This is a genomic window from Microvirga subterranea, from assembly GCF_003350535.1.
GTDB classification, from domain to species: Bacteria; Pseudomonadota; Alphaproteobacteria; order Rhizobiales; family Beijerinckiaceae; genus Microvirga; species Microvirga subterranea.
Map to the genome: position 1 here is coordinate 340,148 of NZ_QQBB01000006.1, position 15,043 is coordinate 355,190.

13 protein-coding genes are annotated in these 15,043 nt (G+C 65.7%); 7 read left to right on the plus strand and 6 right to left on the minus strand.

Annotated features, from left to right (window positions below):
* The first annotated feature begins 98 nt into the window (after positions 1–98).
* The 5 genes from DES45_RS17075 (at position 99) to DES45_RS17095 (ending at position 5,762) form a co-directional block, all read left to right on the plus strand.
* Entirely contained in the window at positions 99–1,421 is a 1,323-nt protein-coding gene (locus tag DES45_RS17075; protein ID WP_114771218.1) for an ABC transporter substrate-binding protein, read from the plus strand.
* 70 nt (positions 1,422–1,491) lie between these two features.
* Positions 1,492–3,234 carry an ABC transporter permease gene (locus DES45_RS17080; RefSeq protein WP_245571763.1) on the plus strand — a complete coding sequence of 581 codons (1,743 nt, stop codon included), beginning with the start codon at positions 1,492–1,494 and terminating at the stop codon, positions 3,232–3,234.
* A 29-nt stretch (positions 3,235–3,263) separates the two neighbouring features.
* A complete protein-coding gene (locus tag DES45_RS17085; RefSeq protein ID WP_114771219.1) occupies positions 3,264–4,361 on the plus strand; it encodes an ABC transporter ATP-binding protein in 1,098 nt (365 codons plus the stop codon).
* Between the two features lie 92 nt (positions 4,362–4,453).
* Positions 4,454–5,122, plus strand: a complete 669-nt coding sequence (gene gph / locus DES45_RS17090) for a phosphoglycolate phosphatase (protein WP_114771220.1) — start codon at positions 4,454–4,456, stop codon at positions 5,120–5,122.
* A 10-nt stretch (positions 5,123–5,132) separates the two neighbouring features.
* On the plus strand, positions 5,133–5,762 hold the full coding sequence (locus DES45_RS17095; RefSeq protein ID WP_114771221.1) for a histidine phosphatase family protein: 630 nt from the start codon (positions 5,133–5,135) through the stop codon (positions 5,760–5,762).
* A 5-nt stretch (positions 5,763–5,767) separates the two neighbouring features.
* On the opposite strand, the gene DES45_RS17100 is transcribed toward DES45_RS17095, so the two are convergent.
* Genes DES45_RS17100 through DES45_RS17125 form a run of 6 tightly spaced genes read right to left on the minus strand, consistent with a single transcriptional unit; the run spans position 5,768 to position 12,170 of the window.
* Entirely contained in the window at positions 5,768–6,589 is an 822-nt protein-coding gene (locus tag DES45_RS17100) for an SURF1 family protein (RefSeq protein ID WP_173949473.1), read from the minus strand.
* Entirely contained in the window at positions 6,520–6,930 is a 411-nt protein-coding gene (cyoD, locus tag DES45_RS17105) for a cytochrome o ubiquinol oxidase subunit IV (protein ID WP_114771223.1), read from the minus strand. The genes DES45_RS17100 and cyoD overlap by 70 nt, the downstream gene beginning before the upstream one ends.
* Positions 6,927–7,553 (minus strand): cytochrome o ubiquinol oxidase subunit III, encoded by a 627-nt coding sequence (cyoC, locus tag DES45_RS17110; protein ID WP_114771224.1) that lies wholly within the window; start codon positions 7,551–7,553, stop codon positions 6,927–6,929. Before cyoC ends, cyoD begins: the two co-directional genes overlap by 4 nt.
* A 4-nt stretch (positions 7,554–7,557) precedes the next feature.
* Positions 7,558–9,561 carry a cytochrome o ubiquinol oxidase subunit I gene (gene cyoB, locus DES45_RS17115; protein WP_114771225.1) on the minus strand — a complete coding sequence of 668 codons (2,004 nt, stop codon included), beginning with the start codon at positions 9,559–9,561 and terminating at the stop codon, positions 7,558–7,560.
* A gap of 17 nt (positions 9,562–9,578) precedes the next feature.
* The gene (gene cyoA, locus DES45_RS17120; protein WP_114771226.1) at positions 9,579–10,823 is read right to left on the minus strand and encodes a ubiquinol oxidase subunit II; all 1,245 of its coding nucleotides are present in this window, start codon (positions 10,821–10,823) and stop codon (positions 9,579–9,581) included.
* Positions 10,824–10,826: 3 nt separating this feature from the next.
* Positions 10,827–12,170: an MFS transporter gene (locus tag DES45_RS17125; protein ID WP_114771227.1), complete on the minus strand. Its 1,344-nt coding sequence runs from the start codon at positions 12,168–12,170 to the stop codon at positions 10,827–10,829.
* A gap of 373 nt (positions 12,171–12,543) precedes the next feature.
* On the opposite strand from DES45_RS17125, the gene map reads away from it, so the two are divergent.
* Both map and DES45_RS17135 read left to right on the plus strand, forming a co-directional pair.
* A complete protein-coding gene (gene map / locus DES45_RS17130) occupies positions 12,544–13,293 on the plus strand; it encodes a type I methionyl aminopeptidase (RefSeq protein WP_114771228.1) in 750 nt (249 codons plus the stop codon).
* Positions 13,294–13,485: 192 nt separating this feature from the next.
* On the plus strand, positions 13,486–14,967 hold the full coding sequence (locus tag DES45_RS17135; RefSeq protein WP_114771229.1) for a DUF1254 domain-containing protein: 1,482 nt from the start codon (positions 13,486–13,488) through the stop codon (positions 14,965–14,967).
* The last annotated feature ends 76 nt before the right edge of the window (positions 14,968–15,043 follow it).

Here is a 15,043-nt window from a genome sequence, read left to right on the forward strand (position 1 = left end):
GCGCTGCGGAGCGTCATGTCTTGGCACGATTGTTGCATAAGGCTCTGCGGCCGCCTCGCGCGGACCCAAGCCATAAGCCATCATGTTGGAGGAAACTGATGCTTCGCCATTCTGTCGCCGCGGCGGCATTGATCGGCACCGCCCTGTTTACGGGCTCTGCCTTCGCCCAGTCCGGCAAGGTCACGGTCGTGACCTCGTTTTCGAAGGACGTGACCGATCCGTTCAAGCAGGCCTTCGAGAAGGCGCACCCGGGTGTGACTCTCGATGTGCAGAACCGCAACACGAATGCCGGCGTGAAGTTCGTCGAGGAGACGAAGGCCAACAATCAGGTCGACGTTTTCTGGGCCTCGGCGCCGGACGCGTTCGAGGTGCTGAAAGGCAAGAGCCTGCTCCAGAAGTACAAGCCGAAGGCCGAGGGCATCCCGGACAAGATCGGCTCCTACCCGATCAACGATCCCGAGAATTTCTATTCCGGCTTTGCCGCCTCGGGCTACGGCGTCATGTGGAACGACCGCTACGCCAAGGCGAACAAGCTCCCCGAGCCCAAGGACTGGCAGGACCTCGCCAAACCGGTCTACTTCGACCACGTCGCCATGGCGGCGCCCTCGCGCTCCGGCACGACGCACCTCACCATCGAGACGATCCTGCAGGGCGAAGGATGGGATAAGGGCTGGCGCACCCTGAAGGAGATGTCCGGCAACTTCCGCCAGATCACCGAGCGTTCCTTCGGCGTGCCGGAGGCCGTCAATTCGGGACAGGTCGGCTTCGGCATCGTGATCGACTTCTTCGCCTTCTCGTCCCAGGCCTCGGGCTTCCCGGTGAAATTCGTGTACCCGACCGTCACCACCATCGTGCCGGCGAACGTCGCCGTGATCGCCAATGCGCCCAACAAGGCAGGGGCCGAGGCCTTCGTCGACTATCTCGTGTCTCCCGCCGGCCAGGAGGTTCTGCTCGAGCCCAGCATCCGCCGCCTGCCCGTGAACCCGGCGGTCTATGCCAAGGCGCCGGCGGATTACCCGAACCCGTTCAAGGATCCCTCCCTCGGAGCGCGTGTGAAGTTCGACGTGGACGTGTCGGAGAAGCGCACGAACGTCGTCGACGTCCTCTACGACCAGACCGTGACGTTCCAGCTCGACGCCCTCAAGGGCGCCACCAAGGCCATCCACGACGCCGAGGCCGCAATCGCCAAGAAGGACAATGCCGAGGCCAAGGCCCTGGTGAAGGAGGCCCGCGACCTCGTGGCCGCCATGCCGGTCACCGAGCAGCAGGCCTCTTCGCCCGAGATCGCCGGCGCCTTCACCGGCGGCAAGGAGAAGGGCGCGCGTCAGGCCGAGCTCGAGCAGAAATGGGCCGCCTTCGCCAAGGAGCGTTACGGGCAGGCCCAGGCCAAGGCCGAACAGGCCCTGAAGCTCGCACGCTGATCGTTCCGTCGGGCGGCCCGCACCGGCGGGCCGCCCGCAAAGGCCCTTCTCGGATTTTAGGAGAGCGTCCATGGCTGGCGCCACGACCGCCGGGCGAGCGCATGCGCCGTCCGCGTCTTCCAGGCATTTCTTGAAACTGTCGGCGACGCCGGGGCAGGTCGCCCTCGCGCTTGGGATCGCCGTCTTCCTGGTCCTGTTTCTCGTCATCCCCGTCGGAACGGTGATCTACGTCGCCTTCACGGAGAAGGGGACGGGCGAATTCACCTTGGTCAACTTCCTCGATTTCGCCCGAACGGACCTGTTCATCCGTTCGTTCTGGAATTCGGTCTACGTGTCCGCCATGTCGGTGGTGCTCGCATCGGTGTTCGCGCTTCCGCTCGCCTACATCACCACGCGGTTCGAGTTCCGCGGCGCCATGCTGATCCAGACCCTGGGCTTTCTGCCGCTGATCATGCCGCCCTTCGTCGGCGCGGTTGCGATGCTGCTCCTGTTCGGCCGGAACGGCACGGTGAACCTGCTTCTCGACGAGTGGTTCGGCATCAAGATCCCGTTCATGGAAGGGCTGAACGGCGTCATCTTCGTTCAGGCCGTGCACTACTTTCCGTTCATCCTCATCAATCTCTCGGCCGCCCTGCGCAACATTGACAGGGCCATGGAGGAGGCGGCGCAGAATCTCGGCAGCTCCGGGTTCCGCCTGTTCCGCCGCATCGTCTTCCCGCTCGCCATGCCGGGCTACATCGCCGGCGCGTCGCTCGTCTTCGTCAAAGTGTTCGACGATCTCGCGACGCCGCTGCTCCTGAACGTCAAGGACATGCTGGCGCCGCAGGCCTATCTGCGCGTCACCTCCATCGGCATCGCCGATCCCATGGGATACGTGATCTCCGTCGTGCTGATCTGCATGTCGATCCTGGCCATGTGGATCTCGGCCCGCGCCATGCGCGGCAAGGATTACGCCACGGTGCAGCGGGGCGGCGGCGGCCTGGCGAAACGTCGGATGCGCCCGTGGGAGAGCGTGCTCGCCTATGCGACCGTCCTTCTCATCCTGCTGCTGGTGCTGGCGCCCCACATCGGTCTGCTGCTGCTCTCCTTCGCGACCATCTGGTCGTTCAGCCCGCTGCCGGACGCCTATACCCTGGCCCATTACGGCCGCGTGTTCGGCGAGAGCTTCGTGTACGTCAAGAACACCCTCGTCTATGCCTCCATCGCGGGACTGATCGACGTGGTCCTGGGCACCGCCATCGCCTATCTGGTGCTGAGGACGAAGCTCATCGGCCGGGAGTGGCTCGACTGGGCCGCCACCGCAGCCTTGGCGATCCCGGGCGTCGTGCTCGGCATCGGCTATCTTCGGACCTTCTACGGGGTGCAGCTTCCCGACGGAACGCCGCTCGCCGCCCTCTGGATCATGATCGTGCTGGCGCTGGCGATCCGTCGCCTGCCGTACGCCCTGCGCGCATGCTACGCGGCCCTGCAGCAGATCTCGGTCTCGCTCGAGGAAGCGGCCGAGAATCTCGGCGCCACCAAGGTGCGCACGGTCCGGCGCGTGGTGCTGCCGCTCATGGCGGGTGGCATCCTGGCGGGCTTCGTCACGAGCTTCGCGACCGCCGCCGTGGAACTCTCGGCGACGCTGATGCTCGTCCAATCGAACGCCGACGCGCCACTCGCCTACGGCCTCTACGTCTTCATGCAGTCGCCCGCCGGGCGCGGCCCCGGGGCGGCGCTGGGCGTCATCGCGGTGCTGCTCGTCGCGCTGTGCACCTTCGCGTCGCATCTGATCATCGAGAAAAGCCAGAAGGCCAAAGCAGCCGGACACTGATCGCGTCCGGTCCCGAGGAAACGACACCCATGAATCAGCCTCTCTCCATTCCCGATCTCGGCGCCAACGCGGTCGATGTCGACATCCGCAACGTCGATCTGTCGTACGGCGCTAACCATGTTCTCAAGGGCATCAACCTCCATATCCGGCCCGGCGAGTTCTTCGCCTTCCTCGGCCCGTCCGGATGCGGAAAGACGACGCTTCTGCGCCTCATCGCCGGGTTCAACCAGGCCGATGGCGGCGAGGTCCTGGTCGGCGGCCGGGACGTGTCGCAACTGCCGCCCTGGAAGCGCGACGTGGGCATGGTGTTCCAGTCCTATGCCCTGTGGCCGCACATGACCGTGAAGCGCAACGTCGCCTTCGGTCTCGAGGAGCGGAAGGTCCCGCGGGCCGAGATCGACAGACGCGTCGCGGCCGCCCTGGAGCTCGTCGGGCTCGCACACCTCGCCGACCGGCGCCCATCGCAACTCTCGGGAGGCCAGCAGCAGCGCGTCGCGGTCGCCCGCACCATCGCCATCGAGCCGAAGGTCCTGCTCCTCGACGAGCCGCTCTCGAACCTCGACGCCAAGATGCGCGTGCAGGTGCGGCGGGAGTTGCGGGACCTGCAGCAACGCCTGGGCCTGACGACGATCTTCGTCACGCACGACCAGGAGGAGGCGAACACCATCTGCGACCGCATCGCCGTCATGAACGACGGCATCGTGCAGCAGGTCGGCACGCCCATGGAGCTCTACGAGAAGCCCGCCAACCTGTTCGTGGCGAACTTCCTCGGCACGGCCAACATCCTGCCGGGACGCGTGGTGCGCGAGGGGGGCGAGCGCTTCTTCGACATCGACGGCGGGGTCCGCCTGCCGATCCCGGCCAACGTCGTCGTGCCCGAGGGGGCCAAGCTCGTCTTCCGGCCGCAGCACGCGTCTCTGGGCCGGGACGGCGCCGGCGATGTCCTGCTGCCGGGCACCGTCGTGCACAGCGAGTTCCTCGGCTCCACGTTGCGCTACGGGGTGAGGATCGGCGCCGCGGAGGTCTCCATCGACACGCCGTTCCATTCGGGGGAGTCGCTCCGCCAGCCGGGTTCGCCCGTGGAGATCGGCCTGTCCCTTCGCTCGGCTCTCTGGCTCGCCGCCTGAGGCGCCACCCTGCACGACATTCCTCCGGCGGAAGGGGCGCTACGGTCCTTCCGCCGTCGTCACGACATTCCGCAAAATTTGGTACCGACTGCATGCATCCCCTGAAAGCCATCATCTTCGACCTGGACGGAACCCTCGTCGACAGCGCGCGCGACCTTCAGGACGCGGTGAACGTCCTGCTCGCCGAAGAGGAACTCCGGCAGGTCGACCTCGACGAGGTCAAGTCCATGATCGGCGACGGGGTGGCCAAGCTCGTGGAGCGGGCTGTCTCGGCGACGGGCGGGGACCTGTCGCGTCTCCCGGCCCTCGTCGTCCGCTTCCTGCAGATCTACGAGGCCAACGCGTCCCGCCATACCGAAGCCTATCCGGGCGTCGAGGAGACGCTGGCCGGTCTGCGCAGTCTCGGGCTTCCCCTGGCGGTCGTCACCAACAAGCCCTACGCCGCCACCATCGGCATCCTGGAGGCGCTCGGCCTGCGGGCCTATTTCGAGGCGGTCGTCGGGGGCGACACCCTTCCCGAGCGCAAGCCGCACCCGGCTCCGATCCTTGCGGCGCTGAAACACCTTGGCGCGGCGCCTGAGGCGGCGCTCATGGTCGGCGACAACTACCACGACGTGCAGGCCGCCCGGGCCGCCGGCGTGCGCGCCTTCGCGGTCACCTACGGCTACAGCCACAAGCCCCACGCGGAACTCGGCGCAGACCGCCTGATCGACAGCATGTCCGAGCTGCTGCCGATCGCGGCCGACGCCGCTGCCGCGTGAGACCTGAGCCATGAGACTGATCCTGGTGCGCCACGGCGAGACCGTGTGGAACGCGGAGCGCCGTCTGCAGGGCCACGCGGACGCTCCCCTGTCACCGCGCGGCATCGAACAGGCGCGGCGCGCGGCGACGTTCTTCGCGGATGGCCCGGCCCCGGCCCATGTCGTCACCTCGGACCTGAACCGCGCCCGCCATACGGCCGAACTGCTCGGCTTCACCGATTTCGCGACCGACGAGCGCCTGCGCGAGATGGATCTCGGCGACTGGACGGGCCGATGGATCGAGCAGATCGAAGCGTCCGATCCGGGCGCCTACCGCGACTGGCGGCTCGGGTCCTACACGCCGCCGCGCGGTGAAGGGTGGGGGCAATTCCGGCAACGCGTCGGCGCGGCGATCGGAGAGGCCGTCGACCGCTCCGACGGCGACGTGGTCGTCGTCGCCCATGAGGGCGTGGTCCGCGCCGCCTGCGACGTGCTGGTGGGCCTCGCGCCGTCCAGCCTGTCGCCCATCGCGCCGGCGGCCATCACCATCTTCGACGTGAATCGCTTGACGCAACCGGGCGGTGCGCGCCTCGTGGCATTCAACATCACGCCGTCACCGGATGACCTCAGAATGCGCGGCCTGGATCACGCCCCCGTCTAGATCCGTCAGGACTCGTGAACGCCCTCCTGCCGCGGCCTGAGCCAGCCGGGCCGCAGCAGGTCAAGGTTGACGAAGATCGCTCCCGCCGCGGCCATCAGCGCCAGGGCGCCCCAGGTGAACGTGTAGACGAGGTGGTTGTTCGAGAAGGCGATCACCGTCAGCCCCGCAACCGGCAGGCCGCTCCCGCCGGGCTCACGTTCGGCGTCGACGAAGTACGGCGCGACGTTGTTCAGGCCACGCGCCTCGGCGATCACGGCCACGTCGCGGGAGAACCAGCGGTCGGCCGCGGGGTCGTTCGCGCGCAGGAAGGCGCCGCCCGGCTCGGACATGCGCAGCAGGCCCACCACGGAGACCGGTCCGGAGCTTCGTGATCGCCAGGCTGCCGGGTCGCGCTCGGTTTCGGGAACGAAGCCGCGATTGACGAGGATTATCGTGCCGTCGTCCCGGGCCAGGGGCGCCATGACCCAGAACCCGCCGCCCAATTCCGTGACAGCCTTGACGAGCGCGGAATCGTCCCCGAGCCACCGGCCCGTCACGGATACGCGCCGGTACTCGTCCGCTGCGGTCGACATGCCGGCCCAATCGTCCGGCCCCGGCGCAGGCGACGGGGCCGCATGAACCCGCGCCTCCACCCGGGCGATCAGGTCGAGCTTGTAGGCGCGGCGATGAACCTGCCAGACGGCGAGCGCCACGAGACCGACCACGAGCAGGACCGCAGCGACGTCGAAGGCGACCAGCGCCGCGATGCGCCTTCCCGTCAGGGCTTTTGCAACGCCTCGTGCGGCGGCATCGGCATCATGTTCTGGTCCAGGTGGTACATGACCCATATCGAGCCCACCAGCGTGATGACAACAAGAATGAGCGTGAACAGCAGGGCCAGGAAGGTCCAGCCGCCCTCCGACTTCGTGTTCATGTGCAGGAAGTAGATCATGTGGACCACGATCTGCACCGCAGCGAATCCCATGATGACGATGCCAGTCAGGCGCGTGTCGTCCAGGACGTCGCCCATCACGAGCCAGAACGGAATGGCCGTGAGGATGACCGACAGGACGAAGCCGGTCACGTAGCTCCTGAACGTGCCCTGCGTGCCGTGGGGATGATGCTCCCCATGCGCCTCGCCGTGCCCGTGCGATCTCCCGGCGAGTCCGGGCTCTGCGGCCTGGCTCATTGCATGACCCCCATCAGGTAAACGAAGGTGAACACGCCGATCCAGACCACGTCGAGGAAATGCCAGAACATGGAAAGGCACATGAGCCGACGCTGATTCTCCACGATCAGCCCGCGCCGGCGCACCTGGACCATCAGCGTCACGAGCCACACGATGCCGAACGTGACGTGCAGCCCGTGCGTGCCCACCAGCGTGAAGAAGGATGACAGGAAGGCGCTGCGCTGGGGAGTGGCGCCCTCGCGGATCAGATGGGCGAACTCATAAAGCTCGATGCCGAGAAAGGCCGCCCCCAACAGGCCGGTGACCGCGAGCCAGGCGAGTGTCTTGTCGATCCGGTCCCTGTCCATCTCCAGCATCGCGAAGCCGTAGGTGATCGAGGACAGGAGCAGGAGCCCCGTATTGACGGCGACCAGCCGCAGGTCGAACAGATCGGCTCCCGATGGACCCGCCGCGAAATTGCGGCCCAGCACGCCGTAGCAGGCGAACAGGACCGCGAAGATGAGGCTGTCCCCCATCAGGTAGATCCAGAAGCCGAACAACGTGCCGCCGTCGCCGTGGGCGTGCTCCTCCTGCTCGTAGAAGACCGGCGCCGTAGCGCCGGGCGGGGGCGTCGTCTCGTGCATCGGCTCAGGCCCTTCCTGCCAGTTGCGCCATTCTTCGGCCTTCGATTCGCACCACTTCCTCCGCCGGGATGTAATAGTCGCGGTTGTAGTTGAACGTGTGGATGATGGCGGCTGCGATAAGAGCGACGAACGACAGGGCCGCCAGCCACCAGATGTACCAGACCAGGGCGAAGCCGAGCACGGTGCTGAGGCCCGCCAGGACGACGCCCGCGCCGGTGTTCTTGGGCATGTGGATCGGCCTGAAGCCTTCGAGAGGATGGTCGTAGCCGCGTTTCTTCATGTCCCACCAGGCGTCGAGATCGTGGACCACGGGCGTGAAGGCGAAGTTGTAGGGCGGGGGAGGCGAGGACGTCGCCCATTCGAGCGTCCGCCCATCCCAGGGGTCGCCCGTCAGGTCGCGCAGCTTCTCGCGCCGGAGATAGCTGACGAAGAGCTGGATCAGGAACGCCAGGATCCCGGCCATGATGATGAAGACGCCGAAAGCCGCGACCGTCAGGAAGGGCTGCACGCTCGGGTCCTCGAAATGCTGGGTCCGCCGCGTGACGCCCATCAGGCCGAGGATGTAAAGCGGCAGGAACACGGTCCAGAAGCCGATCAGCCAGCACCAGAAGGACGCCTTGCCCCAGAACGGGTCGAGCTTGTAGCCGAACGCCTTCGGGAACCAGTACTGGACGCCCGCCAGGAGCCCGAACACCACGCCGCCGATGATCACGTTGTGGAAGTGGGCGACCAGAAACAGGCTGTTGTGCACCACGAAGTCGACGGGCGGCACCGCGAGCAGCACGCCCGTCAGCCCGCCGATCACGAAGGTCGGGATGAAGCCCACCACCCAGATGAACGGCGTCTCGAACCGGATCTTTCCCCGGTACATGGTGAAGAGCCAGTTGAACACCTTCGCGCCCGTCGGGATCGAGATGATCATGCTCGCGATGGCGAAGAAGGAGTTGACGGTCGGCCCCGCACCCATGGTGAAGAAGTGATGCAGCCAAACGAGCCAGGACACGAGGGCGATCACCATCGTGGCGTAGACCATCGAGGTGTAGCCGAAGAGCCGCTTGCTGCAGAAGGTCGAGGTGACCTCCGAAAAGATGCCGAAGGCGGGCAGGATGAGAACGTAGACCTCCGGATGTCCCCAGATCCAGATGAGGTTCATGTACATCATCGCGTTGCCGCCGTAGTCGTTCGTGAAGAAGTGCGTTCCCACGTAGCGGTCGAGCGAGAGCAGCGCCAAGGTGGCGGTTAGGACCGGGAAGATCGTGACGATGATGGCGTTGCTGGCGAGGGTCGTCCAGCAGAAGACGGGCAGCTTCATCATGGTCATGCCCGGGGCGCGCATCTTGACGATGGTGGCGATCAGGTTGATGCCCGACAGTGTCGTGCCGACGCCCGCGATCTGGAGTCCCCAGATGTAGTAGTCGACCCCGACGCCCGGACTGTAGGCCGCCCCCGACAGCGGCGCGAAGCCTAGCCAGGTCGCCCGCGAGAACTCACCCACGAACAGGGACATCATCGTGAGGACGGCGCCGCCCGCCGTCATCCAGAAGCTGAAGTTGTTCAGGAACGGAAAGGCGACGTCCCGCGCGCCGATCTGCAGCGGCATGACGTAGTTCATCATGCCGGTTACGAACGGCATGGCCATGAAGAAGATCATGATCATGCCGTGGGCGGAAAAGATCTGGTCGTAGTGGTGCGGCGGCAGGTAGCCCTCGTTCACCCCGACCGAAAGCGCCTTCTGGGTGATCATCATGACCGCGTCGGCGAAGCCGCGCAGCAGCATCACGATGGCGAGCACGATATACATGATGCCGATCTTCTTGTGATCGACGCTCGTGAACCATTCCCGCCACAGGTAGCCCCATTTGCCGTACCAGGTGATCGCGCCCAGAAGCGCCGCGCCTCCCAGGGCCACCACCGCGAAAGTCACGAGCAGGATCGGCTCGTGGTAGGGAATGGCTTCGAGCGACAGACGACCGAAGATGAGTTGCTGGAGGTCGAGGTTCGAGAACATGCGGATGCTCGTTCCAATCAGTGCGGATGGCCTTCGGTAGGCTGAGTGTTCAACTGGGCCGGCGCAGGCCCCTTTTCGGCGCCCGGCAGGGCATTGCCCTGTCCCTGGTCGGGTTGGGTCTCGGGAGCGTTGACGCCGCCGCGTCCCAAGTGTTGATCCCGTGGAATCGCGCCCTGCGGTTGGACGGAGCCCTGGGGCGGACGGCCCGAGGCCGGGAAGGTCGCCCCGGACGGCTCGTCGCCGCTTTCCAGGCGACGGTTATCGTAATCGAGGCGCACGCGGTTCGCCTCGCTTTCTTCCGCCGCGCCACCCGTCCTGTCGATGTGATGCATTTCGCCGACGCACATCTGGCCCGGTGTGACGCACAGGCCGACGACGGCGTCGAAGAGGCCGTTGTCCACCGTGGCATAATATTGGACCGGTACCTCCTCGCTCGGCTTCTCGAGCTTGAGGTACGCTTCGCGGTCGAGGGCTGCTCCGGCCGATTTGACTTTCGCCACCCACTCGTCGAAGCCCTGCTGGCTGAGGCTTCGGAAGCCGAAGTTCATGCGCGAGAAGCCGGATCCGCTGTAATGCGCCGATTGGCCGGTGAAGTCTCCCTCCTCGTTCATGACGCCATGGAGCTTCGTCTCCATGGCGGGCATCGCATAGATCATGCCGGCCATGGCGGGAACGTAGAACGTGTTCCACACGGACGAGGACGTGATCCTGAAGGAGATCGGCACGTCCACGGGAGCCGCCATCTCGTTCACGCTCGCAACGCCGTATTCCGGATAGATGAACAGCCATTTCCAGTCGAGCGCGACGACCTCGACCGTCAGGTGCTTCATGTCCGGCGGAACGGGCTTGTTGGGGGCGATCCGCGTGAGCGGCCTGAAGGGGTCGAGCGTGTGGGTGCCGATCCAGGTCATCGCGCCAAGAGCGATGATGATGAGCAGGGGCACGGTCCAGATGACCACTTCGAGCTGGGTCGAGTGATGGAAATCGGGGTCGTAGGTCGCATCCGGGTTCGACGCGCGGTAGCGCCATGCGAAGAGGAACGTGAGCGCGATCACCGGCAGGATGACGAGCAGCATGAGCGCAGTGGACGCGATGATGAGATTGCGCTGCTGGACCGCGACGTCGCCGGCAGGGTTCATGACGACCAGGTTGCAGCCGGAGAGCAACCCTGCGAGAGCGAGCAGCGCCAGGCCGCGCGCGGATCTGCGCGTCAGCGACAGGATCGAGCGGCGGTATGCGTTCGGTCGGATCGGCTTGCTCATGGCTCAGACCTGCCGGATTTCGGAGCGGGACAGGCTGAGCGCCACGAGGGTCGTGACCGCCCCGGACAGCAGATACAGGCCGACGCAGGCGAGTCCGTACCGAGCCGACAGGAACAGGACGATCAGCGGCGCGAAGCCCGCTCCGAGCAACCAAGCCAAATCGGTGGTGAGGGCCGCGCCGGTATAGCGGAAGCGCCGGTTGAGCTGCGACGTCACCGCGCCGGACGACTGTCCGTAGGACAGGCCGAGCAATGTGAAACCGGCGTTGACGTAGATCGTCTGGCCGATCGCGTTCTCCTCGACGACCAGCGGAGCGATGATGCTGCCGATGGCGAAGACCGCGATGAGGCCAGCCGAGATCAGGAGGAGCATGCGGCGGCCGATCTGGTCGGCGATGAGGCCCGACGCGACGACCGCGCCGGCGCAGATGAAGGCGCCGGAGCATTGGATCATCAGGAACTCGCCTGCCGAACGCTGCGTGAACAGGGTGATCCAGCTGATGGGGAACACGGTGACGAGGTGAAAGAGGGCGAAGCTCGCCAGCGGAATCAGCGCGCCGACCAGGAGGGTGCGCCAATGCGTCCTGACCAGCGGAACGATCGGTGAGGGTTCGAGCCGCCCCTGTTCGAGAAGGCGGGAGAACTCTTCGGTGGCCACCAGCCGCAGGCGCGCGAAAACGGCCACGACGTTGATGGTGAACGCGCAGAAGAAGGGATAGCGCCAGCCCCATTCCAGGAAGTCGGCCTCGGACAGGTTGAGCATGAAGAACGAGAACAGGACGCTGGCGACCATGAAGCCGAGGGGAGCGCCCAGCTGCGCGACGGCGGTGTAGAAGCCCCGGCGGTCGGGGGGCGCGTTCAGGGCGAGAAGCGAGGCGAGCCCGTCCCACGCGCCGCCCTGGGCAAGTCCCTGTCCGATGCGCAGGATGCCCAGGAGATAGAGGGACCAGGCGCCGATCTGCTCGTAGCGGGGCAGGAAGGAGATCGCCATGGTCGAGAAGCCGAGCAGGAAGAGCGCGATGGTCAGCTTGACGCCCCGGCCGTGCCGGCGGTCGATCCCCGTGAAGATGATCGTCCCGATCGGCCGGGCGATAAAGGCCAGCGAGAACATGGCGAAGGAATAGAGCGTCGCCGTCACGGGTTCCGCAAAGGGGAAGAACACCTTGGGAAACACCACCACGGAGGCGATGGCGAAAACGAAGAAGTCGAAGTATTCCGCCGCCCGGCCGATGACGACCCCGATGGCAATCTCGCTGGGTGCGACCTTGTGATCGGTGGATGCCAAGCGGGCGTCGCGCTCGAGAGGCGTGGACGAGGACTGCGAACCTTGGACCTGATCTATCGTCATCCGGGCGATCGCCTTCCGTGAGAATAGCGCAGCCCAGCCAGTAGATCTGGTTCAGGCCCTGACGGCCTGTTCCCCAGCTACTCGAACTGAAGCCTCGCTGCCGTAATCCCGGTCGAATTTAACCATGGGTTTTAGGGCCGCCGACCTGTTCAGCAACCCGGGCGCCCTGGGTATTTTGACGCGAGACAGCGCTCCCGAAGACAGCGCGAGAGCTGTTCAGACCGCGGAAGCAGCAGCACACGGGACGGAGCTCCCGCGGGAAATGCAACTCTATCCAATCCCAGGGAGAGCTTCTGCAAATCGTCGCGTGTGCCCTTCCATTTGGAGGTCGCGCTCGCAGGCGTTATGTCCTGCTCTTTCGGAAGAGCCTGACATGACAATCTTGAATGACGATGACCTCACCTGCCTGAAAGAGATCGGGCGTATCGTCGCAATGACTCTCGAGGCGATGGGGAAGGCTCTCGAGCCGGGCATGACCACCGCCGAACTCGACCAGATCGGGCGAACGCTCCTGGAGGCTGCCGGCGCGCGCCCGGCCCCGGAGCTGGCCTACGCCTTTCCCGGAGCGACCTGCATCAGCGTGAATGAGGAGATCGCTCACGGCATCCCGGGTGCGCGACGGATCGAGCGCGGCGACTTGGTCAACATCGACGTCTCAGCCGAGAAGAACGGCTTCTTCGCCGATACGGGAGCCTCGCTCGCCGTTCCGCCCGTCACGCGCTCGATCGAGCGCCTGTGCCGGGACGGACGCCGGGCCATGTGGACCGGCCTGCGGCAGGTCGGAGCCGGCAAGCCGATCGCCGGAATCGGCCAGGCCATCGGGACCTTCGCGCGGAAGAACGGCTACAGCCTCGTCCAAAACCTTGCGAGTCACGGGGTCGGCCTGTCGCTCCACGAGGAGCCGACGGAGATCGCGACGTGGCCCGACGCCTCCGAGCGCCGCATCATGGGCGAGGGCTTGGTGTTCACTGTCGAGCCCTTCCTGTCCCTCGGCGCGGAGTGGGCGGAGGATGGTGACGATCCATGGACGCTCTACAGCCGCCCCGAGGCCCCGACCGTCCAGTACGAGCATACCGTCGTCGCAACCCGAAGCGGGCCGCTGATCGTGACGATGGCCGGGTGAGGCCTTAAGGCACCGGAGGGCCCGGCGCTCAGGAAGCGTCGCCGTTGATCAATGTCAATTCGATCCGGGTGAAGAGACCTCAGGATGTCCCGCACGGCGAAGGTCCCAGTTCCGTGCATCGTCCAAGGGCCGTCCGCGCCGTGCGTCGCGTCCTGATTGTCCCGTCCCATGGAGATCACGATGAAGCATGCAATGACGTCTCTTCCTGCGACCGTCCTGACGGTCGCTCTTCCAGCGTTGCTGACCATTGCCGCGATGGAACCGGCATCGGCCCAGACCCAGCCTCCGCAGGCGGCCAGGTCGACCGGCGAGCAACAGGCGCACGAGATCGCCCTCGATGCCTATCTGTATCTGTATCCGCTCGTGACCATGGACGTGACCAGGCGCCAGATCACGAACATCGAACCCGGCAAGGGATTCGGCGGTCCCATGAACACCATGGTCAACGTCAGGGCCTATCCGTCCGCCGAGGACAGGGCGGTGGTCCGGCCCAACTTCGATACCCTGTATTCGTCGGCGTTCCTGGACATCCGGAGCGAGCCCATGGTCGTGTCGGTTCCGGACACCGCCGGCCGCTATTACCTGCTGCCGATGCTCGACATGTGGACCGACGTGTTCGCCTCACCGGGCTGGCGCACGACGGGCACGCAGGCCGGAACCTTCGTGCTCGTGGCCAAGGGATGGCGGCCGGAAGCGCGCGAGCGCCTGGTCGCGGACTTCAAGCTGCCTGAAAACACGCAGGTCATCGAGGCGCCGACTCCGTACGTCTGGATCATCGGGCGTACCAAGACCGACGGCCCGGCCGACTACGAGGCGGTTCACAAGATCCAGGACGGGTACAGGCTCACGCCCTTGACGCAATGGGGGAAGACTCCTGAGCCGGTCGCCTTCAGGCCCGATCCCGGGATTGACATGAAGACGCCGCCGAAACAGCAGGTGGACGCCATGTCGTCCGGGCAGTTCTTCGCCTATGCGGCGGAAGTGCTGAAGGCGGTTCCTCCGCACCTCACCGATCAGCCGATCATGGCGCGGATGAAGCGGATCGGCCTCGAGCCCGGCAAGAGCTTCGACATCGAGAAGGTCGATCCTGCCGCCAGGCGGGGAATCGAACAGGCGGCCGGCGAGGCACAGCGCCTGATGGCCTGGAAGGTGCCGACCATCGCGCGAGTGGTCAACGGGTGGTCGATGAACACCGACACCATGGGCGTATACGGAAACTACTATCTGAAGCGTGCCATCGTCGCCCAGCTCGGGTTGGGCGCGAACCTGCCCGAGGACGCGGTCTATCCGCTCAACCTCGTCGACTCGACCGGACAACCCCTGGACGGCGCGAGCCGCTACAGGATTCACTTCGACAAGAGCAATCTGCCTCCGGTGGACGCGTTCTGGTCGGTGACGCTGTACGATCAGCAGGGCTTCCAGGTGCCGAATGCGCTCAACCGGTTCGCGGTGAGCAGTTGGATGCCGTTTGAGTACAATGCCGACGGCTCCCTCGACCTTCTCATCCAGAGCGAGAGCCCCGGCAAGGCGATGGAAGCGAACTGGCTGCCTGCGCCGAAAGGCTCTTTCAATCTCGCGATGCGCCTCTATGCGCCGAAGGCGGAGGTCCTGACCGGGCGGTGGAGCCCGCCTCCGGTGGAAAAGATCAATGGTGCACCCGTTCTTGCTCAATGAGTGGTGCCGATGCGCCGCTCCGGCAGTGGCGCATCGGATCGAACCCGAAGGCCAAGTCCACTCTTCACCACGTCCG

Bases quoted from the DNA above. Each gene is read 5' to 3' on its own strand.
- DES45_RS17075 (WP_114771218.1), top strand. From the start codon at position 99: ATGCTTCGCCATTCTGTCGCCGCGGCGGCATTGATCGGCACCGCCCTG.
- DES45_RS17080 (WP_245571763.1), top strand. From the start codon at position 1,492: ATGGCTGGCGCCACGACCGCCGGGCGAGCGCATGCGCCGTCCGCGTCT.
- DES45_RS17085 (WP_114771219.1), top strand. From the start codon at position 3,264: ATGAATCAGCCTCTCTCCATTCCCGATCTCGGCGCCAACGCGGTCGAT.
- gph (WP_114771220.1), top strand. From the start codon at position 4,454: ATGCATCCCCTGAAAGCCATCATCTTCGACCTGGACGGAACCCTCGTC.
- DES45_RS17095 (WP_114771221.1), top strand. From the start codon at position 5,133: ATGAGACTGATCCTGGTGCGCCACGGCGAGACCGTGTGGAACGCGGAG.
- DES45_RS17100 (WP_173949473.1), bottom strand. From the start codon at position 6,589: ATGGGTCATGTACCACCTGGACCAGAACATGATGCCGATGCCGCCGCA.
- cyoD (WP_114771223.1), bottom strand. From the start codon at position 6,930: ATGAGCCAGGCCGCAGAGCCCGGACTCGCCGGGAGATCGCACGGGCAC.
- cyoC (WP_114771224.1), bottom strand. From the start codon at position 7,553: ATGCACGAGACGACGCCCCCGCCCGGCGCTACGGCGCCGGTCTTCTAC.
- cyoB (WP_114771225.1), bottom strand. From the start codon at position 9,561: ATGTTCTCGAACCTCGACCTCCAGCAACTCATCTTCGGTCGTCTGTCG.
- cyoA (WP_114771226.1), bottom strand. From the start codon at position 10,823: ATGAGCAAGCCGATCCGACCGAACGCATACCGCCGCTCGATCCTGTCG.
- DES45_RS17125 (WP_114771227.1), bottom strand. From the start codon at position 12,170: ATGACGATAGATCAGGTCCAAGGTTCGCAGTCCTCGTCCACGCCTCTC.
- map (WP_114771228.1), top strand. From the start codon at position 12,544: ATGACAATCTTGAATGACGATGACCTCACCTGCCTGAAAGAGATCGGG.
- DES45_RS17135 (WP_114771229.1), top strand. From the start codon at position 13,486: ATGACGTCTCTTCCTGCGACCGTCCTGACGGTCGCTCTTCCAGCGTTG.